Raw genomic sequence first — 24,192 nt, forward strand, 5'->3', positions numbered from 1 at the left:
AGGACGGTGAAATTGTCTCCATCCTCGGTCCGTCCGGCTGAGGCAAAACCACGCTGCTCAACCTGATCCTTGGCATTATCGACGCGGACAGTGGCTCCATCCGCTATAACGGACAGGATATCACATATACGCCGATGGAGAAACGCGGATTTAAGGCAATACCGCATAATTGGACAAGAGCGATTTGCGAGTAAATTTTGCGTACTGACGAGGCGCGGTTTTGCGGTAATACTTGACGTATTACCGTGAAATCTCGGCAGCGCGGACGGAACTCGCGCAAGGAACCGAAGCCAAAGTCAGGGCGCGAAATTTCCGCAAAGCGCCGCAGCTTTAATTGTGCGGTGTTGCCTTAACATTGTATTTCAGGATTATGCACTGTTTCCCAATCTGGATGTGCTGCTGAATATCGAGCAGCTGCCCGCATGGATTCAAGCGAACGACTAAACCAGATTAAATACAAAACCCGAAGTGCAGGTTTTGCGCCTGTACTTCGGGTTTGTTTGTGCTGTTTTTTAATGCTCCGCCCAATCGAGCGACCGTCCAACCGCCTTATCCCAGCCGGAGAGCAGCTTGCGGCGCTTATTCTCGTCCATCGAGGGCGCGTACAGCGTATCGCACCGCCAGAGCTGCTTCAGCTCCTCGCGGCTGTGCCACACACCGGTCGCGAGTCCGGCGAGATAGCATGCGCCGAGCGCGGTCGTTTCGCGGATGACCGGACGGCGAATCGTGCAGTCCGAAATATCGCTCTGGAACTGCATCAGGAAGCTGTCGCGGCTGGCACCGCCGTCCACCGAGAGGGAGGAAAGGGAAACGCCCGTATCGCGCTTCATGGCGGTCAGCAGGTCGTTCACCTGATAGGCGATGGACTCCTGTGCGGCGCGAATAATGTGCTCGCGGGTTGTGCCGCGTGTCAGACCGATGAGACAGCCGCGTGCGTACATATCCCAGTGCGGCGCACCCAGACCGGTGAATGCGGGCACGAGGTACACGCCGCCGGTGTCCTTCACCTTGGCCGCGTAGTATTCCGCATCACGACTCTCGGAGAAAAAGCGCATCTCATCCCGCAGCCACTGGATGACGGCACCGCCGACGAACACGCTGCCCTCGAGCGCGTACTGCGTCTCTCCGCTGATTTGAATGCCGATGGTGGTCAGCAGGCCGTTTTCGCTCTCGCAGGCGGTCGTGCCGGTGTTCATCAGCAGAAAACAGCCCGTGCCGTAGGTGTTTTTCGCATCGCCTGCCGCAAAGCAGGTCTGACCGAACAGCGCCGCCTGCTGGTCGCCTGCAATGCCTGCAATCGGAATATCGCCGCCCGGCAGGGAAACAGAACCGTACACCTCGCTTGAGGAGCACACGCGCGGCAGCATCGCCCGGGGAATATCGAGCGCGTGGAGCAGGGTATCGTCCCAGTCCAGACGGTGAATGTCAAAGATCATTGTGCGTGCGGCATTGGTCGCGTCCGTGATGTGTACCTTGCCGCCGGTCAGCTTCCACACCAGCCAGGAATCCACCGTGCCGAACAGGATTTCTCCGCGCTCGGCCTTCTCTCGTGCGCCCTCCACATGGTCGAGCAGCCACTTGATCTTGGTGCCCGAAAAATACGCATCCGGAACCAGACCGGTCGTGCGGCGGATGTGCCCGGACAGACCGTCCTGCACCAGCCTGTCCACAATATCCGCTGTGCGGCGGCACTGCCAGACGATAGCGTTGTGAATCGGCCGTCCGGTATTTTTATCCCACAGGATGGTCGTCTCACGCTGGTTGGTGATGCCGATGCCCGCCACATCGGCCGGAGAAACATCGGCGGCCGACAGCACCTCGAGCATAGCCGCATACTGCGTGGACCAGATTTCCATCGGGTCCTGCTCGACCCAGCCCTCGTGCGGATAGTGCTGGGTCAGCTCATGCTGCCGGATGGCGAGAATATTCTGTTCGCTGTCAAATAAGATCGCTCGTGAGCTTGTCGTGCCCTGGTCGAGCGCCAGTATATATTTTCCCATAGCGGAAACTCCTTTTACTCTTTGCATCTATCATACCGTTGCGGACGCGGATTGTCAATCGCTGCAAATTTGACGGTGCGGTGCATTTTGTGGTAAAATCAGTGCGAAAATGCATAGAAGAAGGGGATTGCATGAGAATTTACGAATACGGCGAGCCGAATGCGAAAAACGTGCTGCTGCAGCCGGTTGGGGATCACGACCTGCCAGCCATCGAGAACGAAGTTCGTGAGATCAAGCGGCTGACTGCACAGCCGTTCCGTTTGATTGCCGTCAAGGTTGAAAGCTGGAACGATGACCTGTCTCCGTGGTGCGCACCGGCGGTTTTCGGTCATGAGGACTTCGGAGACGGTGCTGCGGCACTGCTCCGCGAAATGCTGCCGCTGTGTGAGGACGCAGACAGACGATACATCATCGGCGGGTACTCGATGGCAGGGCTGTTTGCCCTGTGGAGTGCATACCGGACCGACCGTTTTTCCGGCATTGCGGCAGCCTCGCCGTCTCTGTGGTTCCCGGAATTTCTGGAGTACATGCAGGCGCATGATCTGCACAGCGCTGCCGTCTATCTCAGCCTGGGCAACCGCGAGGAAAAAACGCGCAATCCGGTGATGTCCACCGTCGGCGACCGCATGCGGGCGGCGTATGCGCTCCTGCAGGAGAAAAACGTAAGCTGCACACTGGAATGGAACAGCGGCGGACACTTTCAGCAGCCGGACCGCCGCACGGCAAAGGCGTTTGCGTGGGTGCTGGAACACTTATTTTATTAAGGGCAATACCGCATAATTGGGCAAGAGCGATTTGCGAGTAGATTTTGCGTACTGACGAGGCGCGGTTTGGCGGTAATACTTGACGTATTACCGTGAAATCTCGGCAGCGCGGACGGAACTCGCGCAAGGAACCGAAGCCAAAGTCAGGGCACAAAATTTCCGCAAAGCGCCGCGGCAGCGCGACCGGAGCCTGCGCAAGGAGCCGCAGCTTTAATTGTGCGGTGTTGCCTAAGGTATAACTTGTACTTGAGAAGTTTGTCGGATTCCTGTATAATATAAATAAATGTTACCGGTTGACTACAACCGGTAACGGAAGTACTTTGGAAAGGGAATAGAAATTATGTTGGAAACGATCAACTCCGTTATCGCAGCAATATCGGGCGTGCTGTATCAGCCATGGTTTGTGCCGTTGTTTCTGGTAGTCAGCGGCATTTACTTCACGTTCCGATGCAAGTTCATCCAGATTCGTCTGTTCAGGGATGCGTGCAGGGTCATCATGGAGAAGCCGGAAAGCGAGGGGAGTATTTCCTCGTTCGGCGCACTCATGATCTCTACCGCGTCGCGTGTCGGCACGGGCAACATCATCGGTGTATCCACGGCAATCTGCCTCGGCGGACCGGGCGCCATCTTCTGGATGTGGGTAACCGCACTGCTCGGCGGTGCAACCGCCTTCATCGAGTCTACGCTCGCGCAGATTTACAAAAAGCGTGCACCGGACGGCAGCTGCTACGGCGGTCCTGCGTACTACATGCGCGATGCACTCGGCAAGCGCTGGTTGGGTGTCATCTTCTCGGTGCTCATCATCCTGATCTACGCAGTCGGCTATAACATGCTGGCGGCGTACAATCTGCAGTCTACGTTCTCTACCATCCGGTTATCACACCGGCGTTCATCGGTGTCATTCTGGCGTTCCTGTTCGGCGTAATGGTACTCGGCGGCGCAAAGCGTCTGGCAAGCATCACCGAAATCCTTGTTCCGTTCATGGGTATCCTGTATGTACTGGTTTCGCTGCTCATTATCTTCCTGAACATCAGGAATGTACCGGGCATGTTTGCGTCCATCTTCCACAACGCATTTGACCTCCAGTCTGTGATGGGCGGCTTCTCCGGCAGCTGCATCATGTACGGCGTAAAGCGCGGTCTGTACTCGAACGAAGCAGGTATGGGTTCTGCGCCGAATGCAGCCGCAACCGCATCTGTTTCTCATCCGGCCAAGCAGGGTCTGGTGCAGATGCTGTCCGTATTCATCGACACGCTGCTCATCTGTACGGCAACGGCGTTCATGTGTCTGTCCACCAACGTTGTTCCGACCGAGGAAATCGCCGGTGCGGTTTATGTGCAGAACGCTATCGCATCCACGCTCGGCGCGGCAGGTCCGGTGTTCCTGGCAGTGGCGATGATGCTGTTCGCGTTCACCACGCTGCTCGGCAACTACTCGTACTGCGAGGGCTGTCTGGAGTTCATCCTGCATCGCAGCATCAAAAAGCATGAGCTGCTCTTCTTCCGCCTGTTTGCTACGGTCATCGTGTTCATCGGTGCGATCGCAAACGCCGGTCTGGTATGGGATACTGCGGATATGCTGCAGGGTATGATCGTCGTAGTCAACGTGCCGACCATCCTGATTCTTGGCGGCACGGCCATCAGGTGCCTGAACGATTACGTCGCAAGCCGCAAGCGCGGTGAGAATCCGGTATTTCATGCGAAGAACATCGGCATCAAGGAAGAAACTGATTTCTGGAAATAAGCGCATAAGCAAAGGACTGCTGCACAAGGATAAAACCTGTGCAGCAGTCCCTTTTTGTTATGCGCTTGTGTCCTCCTGCGGCGGATTTGCCGTTAAATCATGGAAATGCTGCAGGCGTGCCGTCCACAGCGCGGTATCCTGCGTTTCATCCGGTGAGAGCGAGAGATTGTTCTTCGTCCAGTCCGCGAGAAACGCACTGAATTTCTCCGCACCGACACAGTTGTAATGCAGTGAGTCGTAGAAGTCGCTTTCCGGATCTGCGGCAATCTGCGCGGTGTAGTCGCTGCAGTTCAGTGTCGATACACCCTCGCGTCCGTCAAACTGCGCGGTCAGCCTGTTCCAGTCGGCATCGTGCAGACGCTTTGTCGGGGCACGGTACAGCACCAGCTGAATATTGTTCCTGCGGCAGAGCGCGTAAATGTCCTCGAGGGCGTCCATATTGCGCGCCCAGTCCTCCGGGGCAATATCAACCGTTTCGCAGTCGTCCGGACCCTTGTCCGTGCCGCCGGACAGAAAGGTGTAGCCGGCCAGCATATCCTCGGTGTACGGCTGCACGTCCTCACTCTTGAGGGTCGTCCAGCGGTCGTGATAGAAGTACAGCGGAAACAGCAGTCCCTTGCGGACCTCGGGTTCGGCATTAAAAAAGGTCGCGTGCAGACGATTGATGCCCCACGGCATCTGACCGATGTTGGTCTTGGTGAAGCCCATGTATTTATGGAACGCTATACCGGTGCACTCCACGAAAACCGCCTTGGGTGACTGTGTACGCAGGCTTTCCTTTAAGTAATCCAGTGTCAGCGGAAGCGGCTGCTCGGGTCCGGCCTGCACAAAGGCGGTCAGACCGGAATTTTCCCAGTATACGGCAGGTACTACATCGCAGTAGGCGACGGACGAGCCGAAAAACAGCACGTCGATCGAATCCGTCTGCTCCTGCTCGTACATGCCCCAGACCGAGCCGTAATCATGCTGCTGCGGTGTGAGATAATGGGTCGCACCGGCGAGGATACCGCCGAGCACTGCCACAGCGGCAAGGAAGGCCGCCGGTTCTCTCTTGAAAATGTGTTTCACGGCGATTCCTCCTTAAAACTGGAAATAGACGAATTCCTGCGGGTTGAATCCGGTGCCGTACGCGCCGCACACGGCCGTCACCGCCAGCAGGATAACCCAGACCGCATACCGGAGCCAGACCGTCTCCAGCAGCTTTTCCCGCAGCGGGAACCGGTCACCGATGATGTCGGTCAGCACCAGTCCGATGAGGCTCACGGCAAGCACATGCAGTGCACGCTCGGTCAGACCGAGATGCGTCAGGTTAAGCGGGAAGCATGCGCCTGCCGCCGTCACAATGCGTTTGATGATAGCACACGCCTGCAAAGCGGAATCCGCGCGGAAGAATATCCACGCAAACGTGGAAAGACCGAAGGTGATAATCACGCGGATGATCTGCAGCCAGCCTGCGTCCCACGGAATGTGCAGTGCGGCGCACAGGCGCTGCTTTGCCGGTGTCAGCAGGCCGCCGATAACCTGAAAAACGCCGAACAGCAGTCCCCAGAGCACATATTTCATGGCGGCACCGTGCCACAGGCCGCTCAGTGCGAACACGATCAGCACGTTGATGTAGGTGCGCGCTTTGCCCTTGCGGCTGCCGCCGAGCGGGAAATATAAGTAGTCGCGGAACCAGGTGGACAAGGAAATGTGCCATCTGTGCCAGAATTCCTTGGAGCTTTGCGCCATGTACGGTGCGTGGAAGTTTTCCATCAGCGTAATGCCGAACAGCCGCGCGGAGCCGATCGCCATGTCGGAGTAGGCGGAAAAGTCGCAGTAGATCTGCAGGGCATACGCCACCGCGGCAAACGCCAGCTCCAGACCGGAAAACTGCGCCGGATCAGCGTATGCGGTGTTGACCAGAACCGCCAGATTATCCGCAAGCAGCACCTTCTTGACCGTGCCTTCGATCAGCCGTTCGGCGGCAAAGCGCACATCGTCCGCGTTTGCACGGCGCGGCTGCTTGAACTGCGGGAGCAGGCTCTTCGAGCGCTCGATCGGGCCGGACAGGATCGCCGGGAAAAAGGTGGTAAACAGCGCAAAATCGAGGAAATTGCGCTCGGCTTCACGACCGCGGTACACGTCGATCATATAGCCGCAGATGACGAACGTGTAGAACGAAATGCCGATCGGCAGAGCCAGCTGAGGCAGACTGAGCTGCACACCGGTGCAGCCGAGCAGCTCTCCGAAAAAGCCGAGGTATTTGAATAACCCGAGTGCGCCGAGGTTGAGCACAAGCACCAGCGTGAGCAGACCGCGCTTACGCTCGGTGCGTTCCAGCTTTTGCGCCGCAAAGAAGTTGAAGGCAACGGTCAGCGCCAGCAACGGCAGAAATTTTACACCGCCGATGGCGTAAAAACAGATGCTCAGCAGCAGAAGAAACGGTTTCTTGGCCTTCTGTGACAGTGGGTGGTAAATGAGTGCGCCTATCACCAGAAAGACGATATAAGCGAATGAATTTGGTGTCACGTTTATTTCTCTCCGTCCCCAAAATTATTTGTTGTAGCCGGTCACGCCGTTTTTATTCATCCAGGTCAGCTTGACCTGCAGCAAACGGGCGATCGCCGGATTTTCCTGACCGTGCCGGGCTGCATACAGCCGCTGCAGCTCAAGCAGGTCGTTGTAGGTCAAATACGGATAATCCTGACCGGAACAGGTGCCGTCCGGCTTGTAGGAGTAGTTCAGATCACCGTCCGGCTTGTACCACAGCAGTTCGCTCTGCTCAATGCCGCGCACCATGCGGTCAGCGAGAACGGCGTAGCTGTCCTCATTAACTGCGTCTGCCATCCGGTACAGGAATTCGGCTTCGGCGGCATGATGGTTGAGCGAAGCGTGTGTCGGCGAGGACTCTCCGTTCGGGTGCCAGTAATCCTGCACGAGCCATCCCTCGTCATCGCCGGCCCCGAAGGTGAAATGATGCTGCTCGGCAAAGCTGACGAGAAAATCCGCATACTTGCGGGTCTTGTCCAGCCAGCCGGTCACACCGAAGTTTTCGGCTGCGTTGATGTTCGCCAGCCAGAAATCCGTGTTGAAGCGGGTGTCGTAGTAGCCGGGTTCGATGCCGTAATCCGTCTTGAGCCATGTGCTGCCCGCCTGAGAGGGGATAAAGCCGTACTCGTTCTGCTGCTCGCGCATCAGGTCGATCATCGCCAGACCGATCGCGCGGGAGGCCGGCTGATCGGTGTCGTTTGCCATCTTGCCGGCAATATGCGCCGCCGGAAGCGAGTAGAAGTAGTTCTCGTCGAACGGATAGTAGGTCGAAGGTGCGGTATAGTAGTAGCCGTTGTAGCACCAGCGGTTGGTGCCGATCAGGCTGTAGTTCGCCCAGCGGCTGAGCATGGACGGGTCGCTCCAGTCGATGAGCGTCTGCTGAGAAGTCAGCAGCAGATAGTCGCTGTAGGTGCCCTGCGTAAGAGCCGCAACCTGCACGGAGAACCGAAAGCCGGAAGGCGTCCGCTCGATCTTCAGCGAGCCGTTTTTGCCCGGAAAATACTCGATCATGCCGTTGTCTCGCGCGGCATAGGTCATCGGCGTGACGAGAATGCTGTCCACGCCGTCCACCCGCAGGAAGTACATGCCGCTCGGCAGCGTGCCCGCAGTGAGCGGCTGCTGTTTCCACGAGGACGCTGCGGTGTCGTACCAGCGAACGGTGCCGGACGTGCCCTTCATCTCAAACTGCGCGGCTGTGTGCGCGGGTGCGTCCAGTACGGCGGCAGAGTGTCCCATCTCGACCGAGCAGCCCTGACCGTCCGTGTAGCGGCGGGTCGCTCGATGGACTTCGGTCAGGTCCTGTTCGGCCTCGCTGCGCGTCACGTCGCCCAGTTTGGTGGTGAAGGCCGTGTAGGAATGGGTCTGCGGCGGCTTCGGCGCATCGGTTTCCCGCTGCTGGTAGGAGACCATCGGTGCAAAACGCTGCAAAATAGTCGCCAGCTGTGCGCGGGAGACTGTGCGCTGCGGAGACAGTGTGGTCGCGGTCGTGCCGGTGATCAGTCCCTCGGCGTTGGCCCACTGCATGGCGGCCTGCGCATACGGATGAATCGAAGAAGCATCCGTGTAGCCGGAGAGCGCGTTTTGTGCCGTCACATCCAGCTTTTTGTATTCGGCAAAGCGGTACAGCATAACGGCGAACTGCTCGCGCGTAAGTGAGGTGCCGGGGCGAAATACCGTGTCGCTGTAGCCGGTGATGATGCCGTTGGACACACCCCACCGAACCGCGGTCAGGAAGGACGCGTCCTCCGCGACATCCTGAAAGGTAAGCACTGTGTCAGCTGCAGGTGCATGCTCCATACGGTACAGCGCCTGCACCAGACAGGCGCGGGTCGCAGGTGCATCTGCGGCAAAGGTGTATTCCGAAATGCCGTCCATCAGATTGGACTGTACGGCGAATTCCATGGCCTGCTCGGCCCAGTGCGGCTTTAGATCGGAATAATCGGCGGCAGCGGTGCCGGTCAGCATCGAAAGACTGAGCATTACGGCCGCCGCGGTATAGCGATGTTTTTTCAAAAGAGTAAACCTCCGTGATTGTTTTCGCGCAGAAAATCATGCGCGTGGTTTATACACTTTCACAATTTATCATTATAACACCGCGACAGGGCAGGCCGCAATAGCAATTCTTTGCAATATCAGCAGAGAATCACTGCAGATTCTCGATGAGTTTACGGCAGGTATCGGCGGACAGGCTGCTGTACAGGTGATAGACGATGTCATCTTGCGTCCAGAGGAGCGTGACTGTGCCGTTTTTCTCAATCATCGTAACCGGACTGCCATGCAGAGTAAATTCGGTAACAGATGCGTTTTCCGTGTCCACAAACTTGTGTGCCTCTGAAGTATCTGTAATCCGGGTGCAGGTCAGGTCAAGAAAATCGGTAGTGCTTTCGTAGGTGACGGTATAGCCGTTGGGCGTGCTGCGCTCGTCGGTTTTGTGCATGGCATCCGGCAGGCCGGACAGAACCGGCGGCGTGAACGCCTTGTTGCCGGTTTCGGACGGCAGGGCAGACGAAAAACGATAGTCGGTCAGGTCGTTAAACACGCGCACGACAGTATTGATTAGCGATACGCGGTATGCTTCTACGCTCATCGCGCAGCCGAACGAAACCGCAGCGGAAAGCAGCAGAACAGCGGCCGTGCGGCGCGCAAGACGAAGGCTCTGGTTGAACGCCGCAGAGTGCTTTTGCGCACGCATCAGACGGCGCATTTCGCGCCGGAATTTCCGGGAGAAACGGTGCTCAGGCAGCGCATCCGGCGTACAGGCTTGCAGCCACAGCTCGCGCGCTTCGGCGGCCTGCGCGGACAGCATATCGTCAGTGATCTTCATTTACGGTTCCTCCATTCCACTCAGCGCTGCGCTGAGTTTTTCCTTGGCACGCTGGATGAGCTTGCGCACGTTCGGCTCGGTTGTATCCAGAATATTCGCGATCTCCGCGTTGGAATAGCCGCAGTCGTACCGCAGAAGCAGTACCGAGCGGTAACGCGGCGGCAGTGCAGCGATAGCGACCGCCAGAGTGTCGCGCTCGGCGAGACGCTCAATCTCAGCAGCAGGCGCGGCTTCGATATATTCCTCGGCAAGCGGCAGGACATTGCGGCGCTGCTTTTCGCGGTACAGGTCGATCGCTTTGTGCTCGGTAATAGTGACGAGCAGCGCGCGCGTTTTGTGACACCTCGGTGAAGAAATGGTGTCCAGAATTTCGATGACTTTGAGAAAAGCCTGATGCACCACGTCCTCTGCATCTCTGCTGTTGCGCAGAATGCGGTTTGCGGTGTAGTACATCAGATTTTTGTATTCGCTGTAAAGAATCTCGAACTTGGACTTGTCTGCGTCCGAGTCGATCATTGCCAGATAGAGAAACATTTTTACGCCTTCCTGCCTGTTATTTTAGCAGATTATAGCATATTGTGCCTGATTATGCAATCTGAAGAACGGATTTACAGGCGGTTCTTCTCGTGTCGAAAAAATTCAAAAATTTTTGCGGGAGCGTGTCACAAAACCGAAAGGACATTCGTCTATATAGTATGAGCAGGACAGGAGAGCCGGAAAGGAGGGAGTGCATGAACAATCGCAGGATATGGTTTCGATTAGGCGGCGTACTGGCTGCGGCAGCTGTCTGCACAGGCGGTGCGGCCGTTGTCTCCGACCGTGCGCAGGAAGCGAAAAATGTACAGAGGGCGTTCCTCGGCGCGATGGAAACGCAGATGCAGATAGGGTGCTATCCGTCGGAGACCGACTCACCGGCCGACCTGACCGAGCGGGAACGCACGGAACTGCAGACGGCATACACTTCACGGGTGGAGCAGTACTACACCGAGGAAAATCCCTGCAGGAAACGATACATTGCACTGAACGAGGATTTTCTGACGGCTTGCGATTCGGATGTAGAATACAGCGAGTCCGGCGGCGTGGCCGACTGCCGATTTGACAGCGTGCGGCTGTATGCAGACCGAATGACGGCGGTGGTGCAGGCACAGACCGTTGTTTGGGATAAACGATCTCCGGCAATCCGGAGCAGGGATTTTCGGTGGAGCTGCCGGTCAATCGGGATACCATCACTGCGACTATGAAGAAGGAGAACGGCGTGTGGAAACTGGACTCGATTGATTCACAGATCAGTCTGTCGGCTGCCGTACCGGCGGATGATGAGGTTTGCAGAGAACACTATCCGACATTTGAAACGGCAAGGCAGGCGGCAGACAGTATAGATGACCAGGCATACATAAAGGAGGCGCGTTTCGCTTGAACTATTTTGGGCTGCACCGTGTGGCTGCTCCCGCATGAAAAGGATAGAGCGGCAGACTTGTTGTGGGGACAAATCCGCCGTAAAACGGAAGAGAAAAGTGATACAGTCGCAGACTGAGCTTCTGTGACTGTTTTCGCCTGCTTGCAGAATATACAAAAAATTAAAAAAAGTTGTTGACATTTCCGAGGGAATATAATATACTAAACAAGCGCTGTAAAAACGCCTCTGTAGCTCAGTCGGTAGAGCAGGGGACTGAAAATCCCCGTGTCGGTGGTTCGATTCCGCCCGGAGGCACCATTTATTCAAATGAGTGTCTGGACACTCATTTGAATAAATCTTACCTTTCGGTTAAGGAATCGAGGCCGTAGCCCTCTAACCTCTGAATTGTCGCTTTGCGACATTGAAATGAGAGCAGGCGGCTCTTGGAAATATGCCGGTGGCATATTTCAACCAGCGTGGCTTTTTCCGTAGAAAAAGCGATTCCGCCCGGAGATGTAGCGTCGGAGCGACAAGTAACCCATCTTCGAGTTAAAAATCGCGTTAGCGCGAAAAATCAAATATGCGGCTGTAGCTCATCTGGTAGAGCGCCACCTTGCCAAGGTGGAGGTAGCGAGTTCGAGCCTCGTCAGCCGCTCCAAATCAAAGGGCACCGATGTCATTCGGTGCTTTTCTTTTGCCCGCAGCACACTCGCTTCCTCCACCTTCATAAAATCGGAGGTCGGGGTCCCCGTGAAAGCCTGTGGCTTTTGCGGGGTGTGGGTGCGAGTTCGAGCCTCGCCAGCCGCTCCAAATCAAAGGACACCGATGTCATTCGGTGTTTTTCTTTTATCTGCAGCACACTCACTTCCTCTACCTTCATAAAATCAGAGGTCGGGTGTGGATGTGATTCGAGCCTCGTCAGCCGCTCCAATTAGAAGCACCGAGTAAAATCGGTGCTTTTGTTTTACCCAAAACCGCCGGCCGCCGCTAATTCTTTGTCGGTTTACTGCTTCATCATGATAATACAATAACCGCTTTGCATGAAATTCCTCTTATCAGAAAATGAAATTTATGAAAAAATACAAAATTCACGTTTGCAGCAGAGAAACAAACGTAAACTGCGAAAGAACGCTTGTGACACCCCGCCAAATATGCTATAATGAGCCTATATTTATTAGGTTTACAGTTTACAGATAAGGAGCTTTCGACGTGAAAAATCGCGAGCAAATTCGTAATTTCTCCATCATTGCACATATTGACCACGGCAAATCTACGCTGGCAGACCGTCTGCTGGAGCAGTGCAAGGCCGTTTCCGTGCGTGAAATGGAGGAGCAGTTACTCGACAATATGGAGCTTGAGCGTGAGCGCGGCATTACCATCAAGGCGCGCGCTGTCCGCATGGAATATACCGCGGACAACGGCAAGACCTACGAAATGAACCTGATCGACACCCCGGGTCATGTGGACTTCAACTATGAGGTTTCACGTTCTCTGGCGGCGTGTGAGGGTGCGCTTCTGGTCGTTGATGCGGCACAGGGTATTGAGGCGCAGACGCTCGGCAACACCTATCTTGCCATTGACGCCGGTCTGGAGGTCGTGCCGGTCATCAACAAGATCGACCTGCCGGCGGCAGACGCGCCGCGTGTCAAGAAGGAGATCGAGGATATCATCGGCATTCCGGCAGAGGATTCGCCCGAAATTTCCGCAAAAATGAATATCAATATTCATGAGGTGCTCGAGCGTATCGTCACCGATATTCCGTCGCCGGAGGGCGATGCAGATGCGCCGCTGCGCGCACTCGTGTTCGACAGCCAGTACGACCCGTACAAGGGCGTTGTCGTTTACATGCGTCTGCTTGACGGTAAGATCTGCCCGGGCATGAAGGTCAAAATGATGGCCACCGGTGCAGAATTTCAGGTGCTTGAGTGCGGCTACATGCTGCCGCTTGGTCTGTCTCCGCAGCAGGAGCTGTGTGCGGGTGAGGTTGGCTACTTTACCGCCTCTATTAAAAAGGTGTCCGACACCCGCGTGGGCGATACCGTTACCGGTGTGGAAAATCCGACGCCGGAGGCGCTGCCCGGCTATCGTCCGGCACGTCCGATGGTATTCTGCGGTATTTACACCGAGGACGGCTCCAAGTATCCCGATCTGCGTGACGCACTTGAAAAACTGCAGCTCAATGACGCAGCGCTGTCGTTTGAGCCGGAAAGCTCGGTCGCACTCGGCTTCGGCTTCCGCTGCGGCTTTCTTGGTATGCTGCACATGGAGATCATTCAGGAGCGGCTCGAACGCGAGTTCGACCTTGACCTCGTCACCACGCTGCCGAGCGTTATCTACGAGGTCGTCAAGACCGACGGCACGACCCAGCGCTGCGACAATCCGCACGATTATCCGAGTCCGGATGTTATCGAGGAGGCTCGCGAGCCGTATGTCAAGGCGTCCATCATGACGCCGCAGGAGTTCGTCGGCAACATCATGCCGATGTGCCAGGACCGCCGCGGCATTTTTAAGGATATGCAGTATCTGGACTCCAATCTGGTCGAGCTGCACTACGAAATGCCGACCGGTGAGATTATTTATGACTTTTTCGACGCGCTCAAGGCTCGTACCAAGGGTTATGCGTCGCTCGACTATGAATTTATCGACTACCGCAAGAGCGATCTCGTTAAGGTCGATATGCTGCTCAACGGCGATCAGGTGGACGCGCTGTCCTTTATCGCGCACCGCGACAAGGCCTACGGCCGTGCCCGCCGTATCTGTGAAAAGCTGAAGGAAAATATTCCGCGCCAGCTGTTCGAGGTGCCGATCCAGGCAGCCATCGGCGGCAAGGTTATCGCCCGTGAGACGGTCAAGGCGCTCCGCAAGGACGTACTGGCTAAGTGCTACGGCGGCGATATCACGCGTAAGAAGAAGCTGCTCGAAAAGCAGAAGGAAGGCAAGAAGAAGATGCGTGCGCTCGGCACGGTTCAGCTGCCGACCGAGGCTTTTATGGCTGTGCTTAAACTCGATGAGGAAAACTAACGCTGCAACAGGCGGCAAGCTGCTCGGCCTCTACCTGCACATCCCGTTCTGCGTGAAAAAGTGCGCGTACTGCGATTTTTATTCGGTCACGGATGCGTCACTCAAAGCCGATTACACGGCGGCGCTGATTCGTGATATAAAGGAGTACGGCGAACGCTGCTCCGGTTACACGGTCGATACCGTGTATATTGGCGGCGGCACGCCGACCTGCCTTGGTGCAGACTATCTCAGCGAGATTTTACAGGCGGTCGGGGCATGCTTTGCGATTGCGGAAAACGCTGAAATTACGGTGGAATGCAATCCGGAGAGCACGGATCAAGCGGTGCTGGAGGCCATGCATAAGCACGGCGTCAACCGGCTCTCGTTTGGCGTGCAGGCGGCGCACGACACCGAGCTTAAACGCATCGGCCGTATCCACGACTTTGCGCAGGCACAGACAGCAGTGCAGCTGGCGCGGCAGTGTGGCTTTGCCAACATCAGCCTTGATTTGATGTATGGCCTGCCGGACCAGACGCAGGCGCAGTTTCTCGACTCGGTGACACAGTGTTTGACGCTGAACCCGCAGCATTTGTCGTGCTACGGACTCAAACTGGAGCCTGCAACACCGATGGGACGTGAAAATCCGGTTCTGCCGGATGATGATACGCAGGCAGATACCTATCTTGCCATGTGCAGGCTGCTTAGCAGGAACGGCTTCGAGCACTATGAAATATCAAATTTCGCAAAACCGGGTTTTCGTTCCCGGCATAATTTCAAATACTGGGATCTTTCCGACTATCTCGGACTGGGACCGGGTGCCCATTCCTTCCTGAATGGCCGCCGGTTCGCGTTTGTCCGGGATATCAGGGCTTATATCAGCGGTGAGAGCATCCCGCAGGACGAGGAGGAGGTCTCGGACTTCCGGCGGCAGGGCGAATACCTGCTGGTGCGTCTGCGGACCTCGGACGGTGCGGATATGCACGATCTCGAAAACCGATACCATGTCAGTACGGCTCCTTACGAGCAGGTATTCCGCATGCTGGAAAAGCACGGTCTTGCCGCTCACGAGGGTACACGGTGGTATCTCACCGAACAGGGCTTTCTGGTTTCCAACAGTATTATCAATACCGTGGTGGAAGCCGGAGAATAATTGAGAACGACGGATTCTCAATTTTCCATTATTCATTTGTTTGTGATAAATTAACATATACGCAAAAATGGAGGAATCAACATGCGCGCAGTAATCACAGTAACAGGCAAGGACCGCACCGGTATCATCGCCAAGATCTCGAACACGCTCTATGAGCATCAGGTCAACATCATCGACATTTCTCAGAATGTAATGGACGATGTATTTGCAATGGTCATGCTGGTAAACATTGATAAGTGCACCGTAGACTTCAACACGCTCATCGACCTGCTTGACAAGGATGGTGAGGAGCTCGGCATGAAGATTCACACCATGCATGAGGACATCTTTGACGCAATGCACAAAATCTGACAAATTGACGGAATCGAGAGCAGGTAACCGATTCTCAACTCTCAATTTTTCAGGAGGTTTAGTTAAATGTCTATGATCAACACGAAAGATATTCTGGAAACCATTAAGATGATCGAGGAGGAGCACCTCGACATTCGTACCATCACGATGGGCATTTCGCTGCGCGACCTTGCGGCGGACGACATTAATGTGCTGGCGGACAAGGTATACGACAAGGTAACGCGCCGTGCGGAAAAGCTGGTTGCCACCGGCGAGCAGATTGAGCGCGAGCTTGGCATCCCGATCATCAACAAGCGTATTTCGGTAACGCCGATCGCCATGGTCGGTGCGACCTCCTCGGCAAACAGCTATGTACCGCTGGCCAAGGCGCTTGACCGTGCCGCTGCGACCACTGGCGTCAACTTCGTCGGCGGCTTCTCGGCTCTGGTGCAGAAGGGTTTTGCCAAGGGCGATGAAATCCTTATCAACTCCATTCCGGAGGCAATGGCGGAAACCAATCTGGTCTGCTCGTCGGTCAACGTTGCGTCCACCAAGGCGGGCGTCAATCTGGATGCCATCGGTCTGATGGGTCGCATCATCAAGCAGACCGCAGAACTGACCAAGGACAACGATTCCATGGGCTGCTCCAAGCTGGTCGTTTTTGCCAACGCGGTAGACGATAACCCGTTCATGGCCGGTGCGTTCCACGGCATCGGTGAACCGGAGACCGTTATCAACGTTGGCGTTTCCGGTCCGGGCGTTGTGCAGTCCGCAATCCGCCGTGCAGGTGACTGCTCCATCGGTGAGGTTGCCGATGTGATCAAGAAAACTGCGTTCAAAATCACCCGTATGGGTCAGCTGGTTGGCGCACTGGCAAGCCAGCGTCTGGGCGTGCCGTTCGGCATCGTTGACCTGTCGCTCGCGCCGACGCCGGCCATCGGCGACTCGGTTGCGCGCATCCTCGAGGAAGTTGGTCTGGAGGTCTGCGGCGGCTGCGGCACGACCGCAATCCTCGCTATGCTGAACGATGCCGTTAAGAAGGGCGGCGTTATGGCATCCTCGAGTGTCGGCGGTCTGTCCGGCGCATTCATTCCGGTTTCTGAGGACGAGGGCATGATTGCGGCGGCTCAGGCAGGCGCACTGACCCTTGAGAAGCTCGAAGCAATGACTGCGGTATGCTCGGTTGGTATCGACATGGTTGCTGTTCCGGGTGACACCACCGCCGAGGTCATCTCCGGCCTGATCGCGGACGAAATCGCAATCGGCGTTGTCAACACCAAGACCACCGCTGTCCGTGTTATCCCGGCCATCGGCAAGGGAGTCGGCGATATGGTCGAGTTCGGCGGCCTGCTTGGCTCGGCTCCGATCATGCCGATCAAGACCGGTTCTCCTGCGAAGTTCATTAACCGTGGAGGTCGTATTCCGGCTCCGATTCAGAGTCTCAAGAACTAACTGCATAAAGCGCATAAAAACAGCTCAGCAATGTCTGAGCTGTTTTTATGCTATGCCGGTGAGACGAAAAGACGCCCGCTCAAAAATGAGCGGGCGTGAGACTGTCGAAAAACTTCGTTTTTCGAGCAGCCTCTCGCTCGAAACCACGCTTTCGAGCGAATACTGAAGAAAAACCGCGCCCTGCGGGCACCTTTTTTCTTCCCTTGTATAAAAAGTCAGGTACACGCCCCGACTTTTTATGAATTGGCTCCGCAAATTCTATTTTATGCGTGCTGCCGCACGAAGCGTAAAAATTAAAATAATACTTTTTTGACAGACTGACGCCCGCTCAAAAATGAGCGGGCGTTTATTGTTTTTACCGGTTCTCGTTGCCTTTCTGGCACATGGCAGTGAAAATCACGCCTGCACCGGAGACAACCCCTACGCTTATCCACAGCTTGGATGAGCCGCTGGACAGGTACTCCTTGAAGCTGTCAGCCGTTGGAATATCGTTCTCTGCAATATCTGCAGCCGAAGCCTCGTTATCCCAGGTTTCACCGGCCGGAATCGGTCCATCGGGAATGTCGATAATGATCGGCTCGTAGGAAACCTCCGGAACATCGGAATCCGGACGGTTTACAGATAAATCGGTCTCATCGTTTGAGATCTCTGAAACGAAAGCAGCGTCCGTCTCCGGAGAATCTTCTGCTGCAAAAGCGCTGATGCCGAGCATATTCAGACTCAGGCTGGCGGTAGTCAGCAGAACAAGAAAACGCTTGCCTTTTCTCTTCATGAGCTCTCCCTCACTTTCGCATGAAATCAGAAGCATAAATCAATGCCGCTTCTTATTATCGAACATAGTTTATCAGACAGCAGATACAGAAAAAGGGTATATTTTGCGAAATGACAGCATTTTCCTAAAAATATTTTATACAAGGCGCTAAAGCGGACAACGGACACGGAAAAAGCCGTTCTGAGGCATAGAACGGCTTTGGAGAAGTTATTCCCACTGCTCCCAAACATCGGGCTGGTAGCCGACAGTTGCCTGACGGCCGTTGCGGACAATTGGCGTTTTCATCAGCGTGCCGTCCTCGAGCAGCTTTTCCTTCTTGTCCTCGTCGTAGGCGAGGTAGGCAAGCGACGCATAACTCTTGCTTTTCTGGTCGAGCAGGTTGTCCAGTCCGCCGACAGCCTTCAGCACGCTGTCCAGTTCACCCTTGGACATGCCCTTTTGCGCAAGGTCGATCATCTGGAATTTAATGCCGCGTTCTTTAAACCAGCGCTGCGCCTTTTTGGTATCAAAACACTTATTTTTGCCGAAAATCTGTATATTCATGCCGTAATCTCCTTTGCTCTGCTGTTTGCATTATAGCAGAACTGGGAGAGGAAAACAAGGGCAATACCGCATAATTGAACAAGAGCGATTTGCGCAAAGTGCCGCGGCAGCGCGACCGGAGCCTGCGCAAGGAACCGCAGCTTTAATTGTGCGGTGTTGCTCAAATGCTATTGCGGTCGGCGCAGGTGCAAAACGCCGCAGGTGCGTGTGAACGGATACAGCAGCACACAGACAAGTGCGGCGCATCGGCCAACCTCACACAGGAGGAGAGGCACTGCGAAGAATACCTCGCCGTGTCGGGCAAAATTGCCGATGGCAGCCAGTCCGGCGGCAGTGAACGCCGGATAGGGGAGCAGGGCAGCGGTGTTAGCTCCAAGCAGCAGCACTGTGCGCAGCAGCAGGAGTGCGAGCAATGCACCGCCTGCGCTGAGTCCGCGCGACACGCTTGCGGACAGCCTGGTCTCCGGCAGAGAAAACGCCAGTACGACCGATGCCGGCAGCAGGGAGCACAGAATATGCCGGAATTGCGGCAGCAATGCCGCTGTCGGTGCGGAAAAGCTGGCAGGCGTAAGCTGTGTGAATGTCAGCACACCGGAGAGCAGGAGTACCGTACCGGCAAGCCACGCAATCGGCAGTGCCCACATGGCACAGCGGTTGAGTCCCATTGAGGCCGTGAGCAGGATACAGACTGTCAGCAGCACAACTGTGCTGCCGCATGAGCGTCCGGTGAACACGGTCTTCTGCAGGAAAATGCTCATGCGGGCGATGGATGCCAGCAGCGGAAACAGCGAGGTCAGGGCGAGCGCCCATTGTGCAGGAGCTGAATGCCGAACCCGGTCGGACAGCCTTGCCGCTCCGATACCGGCCAGTGCACAGACCGTACACGCGAGTGCAGCGGCGTACACGCTCTGCCCGTCGGTGGGAAGATACAGTAATTCACTCATCGGCAGCAGGGTAAACAGCGCCGTACACCACCGCGGAAACAACTGCTCACGCATAGGCACCACCGCCGATCTCACCGTCTAAAAAGCAGTTCAGCCGTTCGTTTTTGAACACTGCCGTGCCTGCCGGTGCCGTCTGTCCAAACGCATCCACGCGCAAGGCCGGAAGAATGGCTGTGCCGTCTGCGTGCAGCACATCGGTAACGCGGTACAGCGGCATATCCGGCAGAATACCGTCCTGCGCGGAGCGGTCAAGCAGCTCGCTGAGCGCGTACACCTCGTTGTCGTTCTCCAGCAGCTCGGCGGCAGAGCCGTCCCGCACGACGGCTGCCCGCAGGCTGAGCCGCACATCGTTTTCACGGCAAAGATAGTCCGCCAGCGGAAGAATGCTCTCGGAAACCGCATCCTCGCTTAAAAGCAGCACCTGTGCATGGCTCAAATACAGGTCGCCCGGCAGGATACTGCGCAGGTTGCGCAGTGCGTCCGTCACATCGGTTCCGGTGGCGGACAGGTAAGCCGGTGCGGCGGTGTCATCCGGCGAGTCCTGCCGCACAACCTCGGCGGTCAGGCAGTACACACCGTTTTTGCAGTCGAGCGCAAGCGCGGATACCGGCGAAACTTCTCTCGCACAGCCGCACAGCAACAGCAGTAGCGGCAGGAATCTGAGCAGCTTCACGGGCGTTCCTCCTTCGACGGGCGTTTGACGGCAAAGCGGTCGCAGCGCATGAAAAACCATGGATAGCGAAGCCAGGTGTCCTCGTGCTCGGCGGAGATGCGCGGCACCAGATTGAGCAGGTACGGTACCGAGCACGAGTGCATGCGGCACAGTGCCGCGAGCGTTAATCCGAGTGCAAGACCAACGCCGTACAGGCCCCAGGAGGCTGCAGCAGCGAGCAGCACGAAGCGAAGCCACAGGGCAGCGGTCTGCAGTTTGGGTACCATCAGACCGGTGACACCCGCGATAGCGACTACGATAACGGTCGGTGCGGCGGCAAATCGCGCGGAAACTGCCGCGTCACCGAGCACCAGACCGCCGACAATGCTCATCGTCTGTCCCATGGCACCGGGCGTTCGCGCTCCGGCTTCCTTGAGTGCCTCGAGCACGGACAGCATCAGGAGAATCTCCCAGCCGATGGGAAGGGGAACGCCGCGCTGTGCGGCGGAGACAGCGAACAGCAGCCGCGCGGGCACTAATTCTCGGTGATAGAGCATGAGTGCGGCGTACATGGCGGGAAACGTGATCGTGAATACAAATCCGACGACACGCAGGATGCGCGAAAGATTCGCCTGCAGAAAGCTGATATAGTAGTCGTCGTTGGACTGAAAGCACTCCTGAAACAGAAACGGCGCTGTGAGCGCTACCGGACTGCCGTCCACGACGAGGACACACCGACCCTCCAGCATACGGGAAGCGGCAACGTCCGGCCGTTCGGTCGTGCCGAGTGTCGGAAACGGCGACCAGCGATGGTCGCGTATGCGCTCGGCAAGATAGTTGGAGTCGAGCACGCTGTCGATATCGAGCGCGGTCAGACGTGTTTCCAGACGCTTAACCAGACTGTTTTCACACAGTCCGGCAATATAGCACAGGCACACATTGGTGTTCGTGCGGCTGCCGACGCGCATGAACCGGAATTTCAGCCGAGGGTCGTTTACGCGGCGGCGGATGAGCGCCAGATTGGGCATAAAGCACTCGGTGAAGCCCTCCCGCGGGCCGGAAAGGACGCGCTCGTTTTCCGGTTCGGCGGTGCTACGCTTGTCGAAGCCCTTGGTGTTGACGAGCACCGGACGTGCATCGCCGTCGGTCAGCACAATGGCGTCGCCGTAGAGAAAGGCGGAAAACACCTTGTTCATATCGGTTTCCACGCGGCATTCGTCAGCCTGGAGCACGGTGGCGGCGAGCATATCGGCGGAAAGCCGCGCCTGCTCACAGCGCAGGATAGGCCGCACAAGGCTCTGGTTGATGGCAAGGGAATTTACCATGCCGTCAAAGAAAAACAGCGCGCAGCGCAGTCCGTTTTGACCGATGGCACGCCGGATGATAAGTGTATCGTCGTTCCGGAACAGCTCCTGCATTATGCGGATGTTCCGTTCCAGATCGGCGGTAAATGTGATCGTTTCCATAGTTTCACCCCAAGTTAGGGTGCGCACTATGATAAAAATTATTCGGAAAGTTATCTTGTAGGGCGGGGTGACCTCATTCCGCCCTACGGTCAAGTGGTCAATTCGGCCGAAAGAACCTCGCCAAATAATCTGATCCCTTTCAGCGCTTCTGTCATCGTATTGCCTGACGAACCTACCTCCACCAGAAACGCGCTGTGCGTTGCATGCTGATTAAACCGCTGGGTCCGCAGATTAAGCGGACGCATGAGCGTCGGATAGGTGCGGTTGAGCCGGTACTGCAGCGATGCTGCACGATTCAGGTTCTCCTGCCAGTCCGGGTGATACAGGCCGCCGTCATCTGTGCCGACTACAAGCATAAGCTGTGCGGTTTCCTCGCCGTTTATCGTGCAGGAGGTCTTGTAGGCGCGGCCGTCATCGGTCAGGATCGAGTCGCGGTGCACGTCAATGACGGTTGTGATGGATGGATATTTTGCCAGCGTGTCCTCAACCACGGCAAGTGAGCGGTCATACGCACCGGTGTACACGGGCGAATCGAAAATTTCGCGGATATGTACGGCCTCAATGCCGTTGTCCTCGAGCACCTTCTGCAGTTCGTCACCGACACGCACTACATTATAATTGGTATCGGTCGTGCGCTCGGTCTCGGTCGGTGTATACGGAAAAGCGGCATCCGGCGTGTAGCTTTCGCTGCCGTGTGTGTGATAGATAAGCACCTGCGGTCCGTCACCGTCTGCGGAAAGATGCTCGTCTGCGGCAAGACAGTCTGCCGCATCCACGTCATACGAGGTCTCGTTGTTGATGGAGACCGTGGCGGCCTTGTCAGCGGCCGACAGCACCGGATTGTCGTTCTCGGTGCCGGACGAGGGCACATAGGTGCTCTCCGCAAGCGGATTCTCCGCCTGCTCATCCCGCGCTGCGGCAGCCGTGCGCGGCGTGTACACCTCGGCGGTATCATCTGGCGAAACGCCGAATTCGAGCGCCATTGCGCGGGTGACAAAGCCGCTGTTGTGCGCCAGACCGGTCAGTGCCTTTTGCGCGATCGGCTCGCCGCCTGCCCGGGAAAAAATCAGCAGCGACAGTGCCAGACAGAGGGTGATGACGGCAGGCAGGCGGATGCCACCTCTCGATCGGAATTTCTGATGTTTACGCCGCTTCATTGCGCCATCCTCCTTGCTGTTTCATGCTATCTATCATACGCCGTACAGCGTGCGAGTATGCCCGAAACCTGTCACGAGAGGTACAGGTCGATATCGGCAACACTGAGATGCGGATGCAGCGCCATGTTGACCGCATAGCCGATCATGCGGGAGATGTCGGCAACCTCGCGGTCAATGTCGCGTGTGGTGATCATCACCGGCTGAGAGAGGTCGTCCAGCGCTTCGCAGGCAGGCTGCCCAAGCTGGCTGCTGATCTCATGTGCGAGCGTTGCACCGTCCACCACGGTCGGCACGCCAACGGCGATAACCGGCACGCCGAGTGTTTCCTTGTTGAGTGCCGTACGGGCATTTCCCACGCCGGCACCCGGCGTAATGCCGGTATCTGCCAGCTGGACCGTACGCAGCAGCCGCGACAGCCGACCGGCGGCAAGCGCATCCACGGCGATGACAGCGGCAGGGCGCACGCGGTCGAGCACACCGCAGATGACCTCGCCGGTCTCGACGCCGGTCTGTCCGAGCACACCCGGAGCCAGTGCGGAAACGGGCCGCCAGTCCGCGAAAATATCGGGCGACTGCGCGACCAGATGCCGCGTGGCAATCACATGATCGGCGGTCTGCGGACCGATGGCATCGGGGGTTATCATGCGGTTGCCCAGTCCGGCGATGAGCACCGGACCGTCATTCGGACGCGGCAGCAGTTCACGCAGCAGTGTGCTGAGCGCCTTGCAGGCACGCGGAAACGCATCCTCCTCACGGCGGATGAGTGCGTCCAGCTCAAGCGTGAGATAGCGCCCCTGCGGCTTGCCAATCTCGCGGGCGGCATCCTCTGAGAGAATGCGTACCTCGTGTACGGCGAAGCCCTCAAGCATGCGGTCGGACTGCCGGACATGCGGCAGGGCAGCGGCTGTTTTATGGTTTTCGATTGCCTCAACGGCCAGATCGGTGCGGAAAGCCATGCGCAATCCCTCCTTATAAGGATAGTTTTTTCGAGGAAAAAGTTTTTATGCAGAAAATGAAAAAAACACTTGCTTTTTTTGTGAGAAGATGATAGAATAATATCACTGTTGAATAGAAAACGAAGGAGGTGTTTTCAGAATGCCCAATATTAAGTCTGCAAAGAAGCGCGTTAAGGTTAACTCCGTAAAGGCGCTGAACAACCAGATGGCTAAGAGCGAGCTCAAGACCACTCTGAAGAAGTTTGATGCTGCGATTGCTGGCGGCGATAAGGCTGAAGCAACTGCTGCTTACACGACCGCTGTCAAGGCTGTCGATCAGGCGGCTGCCAAGCACCTCCTGCACAAGAACAATGCGTCCAACAAGAAGAGCAAGATGACTACCAAGCTCAACGGCATGGCGTAAGTTCTGGTATAGAACGTCGAAACCGCAAGTTTAACTTGCGGTTTTTCTTTTTGCATCATTTAGATATTTATCAAAATGTATTGACAAACGAAGAAGTTGTGGTATACT

Annotated in this window: 24 protein-coding genes and 2 tRNA genes; 13 read left to right on the plus strand and 13 right to left on the minus strand. The window is 56.3% G+C overall.

Features of this window, described 5'->3' with window-relative positions; all coding sequences use genetic code 11:
- The first annotated feature begins 53 nt into the window (after positions 1-53).
- On the plus strand, positions 54-194 hold the full coding sequence (locus tag DW088_RS16655) for a hypothetical protein (protein ID WP_442861166.1): 141 nt from the start codon (positions 54-56) through the stop codon (positions 192-194).
- Between the two features lie 318 nt (positions 195-512).
- On the opposite strand, the gene glpK is transcribed toward DW088_RS16655, so the two are convergent.
- Positions 513-2,000: a glycerol kinase GlpK gene (gene glpK / locus DW088_RS00635; protein ID WP_118358689.1), complete on the minus strand. Its 1,488-nt coding sequence runs from the start codon at positions 1,998-2,000 to the stop codon at positions 513-515.
- A gap of 131 nt (positions 2,001-2,131) precedes the next feature.
- Here glpK and DW088_RS00640 point away from each other — a divergent pair, with 131 nt between their 5' ends.
- The 3 genes from DW088_RS00640 (at position 2,132) to DW088_RS16665 (ending at position 4,507) form a co-directional block, all read left to right on the plus strand.
- Positions 2,132-2,764, plus strand: coding sequence for an alpha/beta hydrolase-fold protein (locus DW088_RS00640; protein WP_118358691.1), 633 nt, complete (start codon positions 2,132-2,134; stop codon positions 2,762-2,764).
- Positions 2,765-3,104: 340 nt separating this feature from the next.
- A complete protein-coding gene (locus DW088_RS16660) occupies positions 3,105-3,689 on the plus strand; it encodes an alanine:cation symporter family protein (protein WP_442861160.1) in 585 nt (194 codons plus the stop codon).
- Complete coding sequence (locus DW088_RS16665) at positions 3,689-4,507, plus strand: alanine:cation symporter family protein (protein ID WP_442861161.1); 819 nt, start codon at positions 3,689-3,691, stop codon at positions 4,505-4,507. The genes DW088_RS16660 and DW088_RS16665 overlap by 1 nt, the downstream gene beginning before the upstream one ends.
- Before the next feature lie 57 nt (positions 4,508-4,564).
- Here DW088_RS16665 and DW088_RS00650 read toward each other — a convergent pair whose 3' ends face one another.
- The 5 genes from DW088_RS00650 to DW088_RS00670 all read right to left on the minus strand — a co-directional run bounded on the left by DW088_RS00650 (position 4,565) and on the right by DW088_RS00670 (position 10,397).
- Positions 4,565-5,575: a hypothetical protein gene (locus tag DW088_RS00650; protein WP_118358693.1), complete on the minus strand. Its 1,011-nt coding sequence runs from the start codon at positions 5,573-5,575 to the stop codon at positions 4,565-4,567.
- A gap of 12 nt (positions 5,576-5,587) precedes the next feature.
- Positions 5,588-7,018, minus strand: a complete 1,431-nt coding sequence (locus DW088_RS00655; RefSeq protein WP_118358695.1) for an MBOAT family O-acyltransferase — start codon at positions 7,016-7,018, stop codon at positions 5,588-5,590.
- A 24-nt stretch (positions 7,019-7,042) separates the two neighbouring features.
- Positions 7,043-9,052 carry an S-layer homology domain-containing protein gene (locus DW088_RS00660; protein WP_118358697.1) on the minus strand — a complete coding sequence of 670 codons (2,010 nt, stop codon included), beginning with the start codon at positions 9,050-9,052 and terminating at the stop codon, positions 7,043-7,045.
- Between the two features lie 130 nt (positions 9,053-9,182).
- A complete protein-coding gene (locus tag DW088_RS00665) occupies positions 9,183-9,863 on the minus strand; it encodes a DUF4367 domain-containing protein (protein ID WP_118358699.1) in 681 nt (226 codons plus the stop codon).
- Entirely contained in the window at positions 9,864-10,397 is a 534-nt protein-coding gene (locus tag DW088_RS00670) for an RNA polymerase sigma factor (protein ID WP_118358701.1), read from the minus strand.
- 197 nt (positions 10,398-10,594) lie between these two features.
- Here DW088_RS00670 and DW088_RS00675 point away from each other — a divergent pair, with 197 nt between their 5' ends.
- The 8 genes from DW088_RS00675 to DW088_RS00710 all read left to right on the plus strand — a co-directional run bounded on the left by DW088_RS00675 (position 10,595) and on the right by DW088_RS00710 (position 17,191).
- Entirely contained in the window at positions 10,595-11,104 is a 510-nt protein-coding gene (locus DW088_RS00675) for a hypothetical protein (protein ID WP_118358703.1), read from the plus strand.
- On the plus strand, positions 11,062-11,280 hold the full coding sequence (locus DW088_RS00680) for a hypothetical protein (RefSeq protein WP_147356520.1): 219 nt from the start codon (positions 11,062-11,064) through the stop codon (positions 11,278-11,280). The genes DW088_RS00675 and DW088_RS00680 overlap by 43 nt, the downstream gene beginning before the upstream one ends.
- A gap of 221 nt (positions 11,281-11,501) precedes the next feature.
- Positions 11,502-11,577 (plus strand) — tRNA-Phe (locus DW088_RS00685).
- A gap of 264 nt (positions 11,578-11,841) precedes the next feature.
- Positions 11,842-11,917 (plus strand) — tRNA-Gly (locus DW088_RS00690).
- Between the two features lie 551 nt (positions 11,918-12,468).
- Positions 12,469-14,280, plus strand: a complete 1,812-nt coding sequence (gene lepA, locus DW088_RS00695; RefSeq protein ID WP_118358707.1) for a translation elongation factor 4 — start codon at positions 12,469-12,471, stop codon at positions 14,278-14,280.
- Positions 14,267-15,409, plus strand: a complete 1,143-nt coding sequence (gene hemW / locus DW088_RS00700) for a radical SAM family heme chaperone HemW (RefSeq protein WP_118358709.1) — start codon at positions 14,267-14,269, stop codon at positions 15,407-15,409. The genes lepA and hemW overlap by 14 nt, the downstream gene beginning before the upstream one ends.
- An 81-nt stretch (positions 15,410-15,490) precedes the next feature.
- On the plus strand, positions 15,491-15,760 hold the full coding sequence (locus DW088_RS00705) for an ACT domain-containing protein (protein WP_118285197.1): 270 nt from the start codon (positions 15,491-15,493) through the stop codon (positions 15,758-15,760).
- Positions 15,761-15,832: 72 nt separating this feature from the next.
- On the plus strand, positions 15,833-17,191 hold the full coding sequence (locus DW088_RS00710; RefSeq protein ID WP_110437238.1) for a PFL family protein: 1,359 nt from the start codon (positions 15,833-15,835) through the stop codon (positions 17,189-17,191).
- 355 nt (positions 17,192-17,546) lie between these two features.
- Here DW088_RS00710 and DW088_RS00715 read toward each other — a convergent pair whose 3' ends face one another.
- The 7 genes from DW088_RS00715 to gpr all read right to left on the minus strand — a co-directional run bounded on the left by DW088_RS00715 (position 17,547) and on the right by gpr (position 23,681).
- Positions 17,547-17,963 carry a hypothetical protein gene (locus DW088_RS00715; RefSeq protein WP_118358711.1) on the minus strand — a complete coding sequence of 139 codons (417 nt, stop codon included), beginning with the start codon at positions 17,961-17,963 and terminating at the stop codon, positions 17,547-17,549.
- A 207-nt stretch (positions 17,964-18,170) separates the two neighbouring features.
- Positions 18,171-18,506, minus strand: coding sequence for an arsenate reductase family protein (locus DW088_RS00720; RefSeq protein WP_110436962.1), 336 nt, complete (start codon positions 18,504-18,506; stop codon positions 18,171-18,173).
- A 167-nt stretch (positions 18,507-18,673) separates the two neighbouring features.
- The gene (locus DW088_RS00725) at positions 18,674-19,504 is read right to left on the minus strand and encodes a hypothetical protein (protein WP_118358713.1); all 831 of its coding nucleotides are present in this window, start codon (positions 19,502-19,504) and stop codon (positions 18,674-18,676) included.
- Complete coding sequence (locus tag DW088_RS00730; protein ID WP_118358715.1) at positions 19,497-20,123, minus strand: Ger(x)C family spore germination protein; 627 nt, start codon at positions 20,121-20,123, stop codon at positions 19,497-19,499. Before DW088_RS00730 ends, DW088_RS00725 begins: the two co-directional genes overlap by 8 nt.
- A complete protein-coding gene (locus DW088_RS00735; protein WP_118358717.1) occupies positions 20,120-21,568 on the minus strand; it encodes a spore germination protein in 1,449 nt (482 codons plus the stop codon). The genes DW088_RS00730 and DW088_RS00735 overlap by 4 nt, the downstream gene beginning before the upstream one ends.
- A gap of 89 nt (positions 21,569-21,657) precedes the next feature.
- Positions 21,658-22,725, minus strand: a complete 1,068-nt coding sequence (gene spoIIP / locus DW088_RS00740) for a stage II sporulation protein P (protein WP_118358719.1) — start codon at positions 22,723-22,725, stop codon at positions 21,658-21,660.
- Positions 22,726-22,796: 71 nt separating this feature from the next.
- Complete coding sequence (gpr, locus tag DW088_RS00745) at positions 22,797-23,681, minus strand: GPR endopeptidase (protein ID WP_118358721.1); 885 nt, start codon at positions 23,679-23,681, stop codon at positions 22,797-22,799.
- A gap of 139 nt (positions 23,682-23,820) precedes the next feature.
- Here gpr and rpsT point away from each other — a divergent pair, with 139 nt between their 5' ends.
- Positions 23,821-24,084, plus strand: a complete 264-nt coding sequence (gene rpsT / locus DW088_RS00750) for a 30S ribosomal protein S20 (RefSeq protein ID WP_110436956.1) — start codon at positions 23,821-23,823, stop codon at positions 24,082-24,084.
- The last annotated feature ends 108 nt before the right edge of the window (positions 24,085-24,192 follow it).

The sequence above is a fragment of the Butyricicoccus sp. AM05-1 genome, from assembly GCF_003474415.1.
GTDB lineage: Bacteria > Bacillota > Clostridia > Oscillospirales > Butyricicoccaceae > Agathobaculum > Agathobaculum butyriciproducens.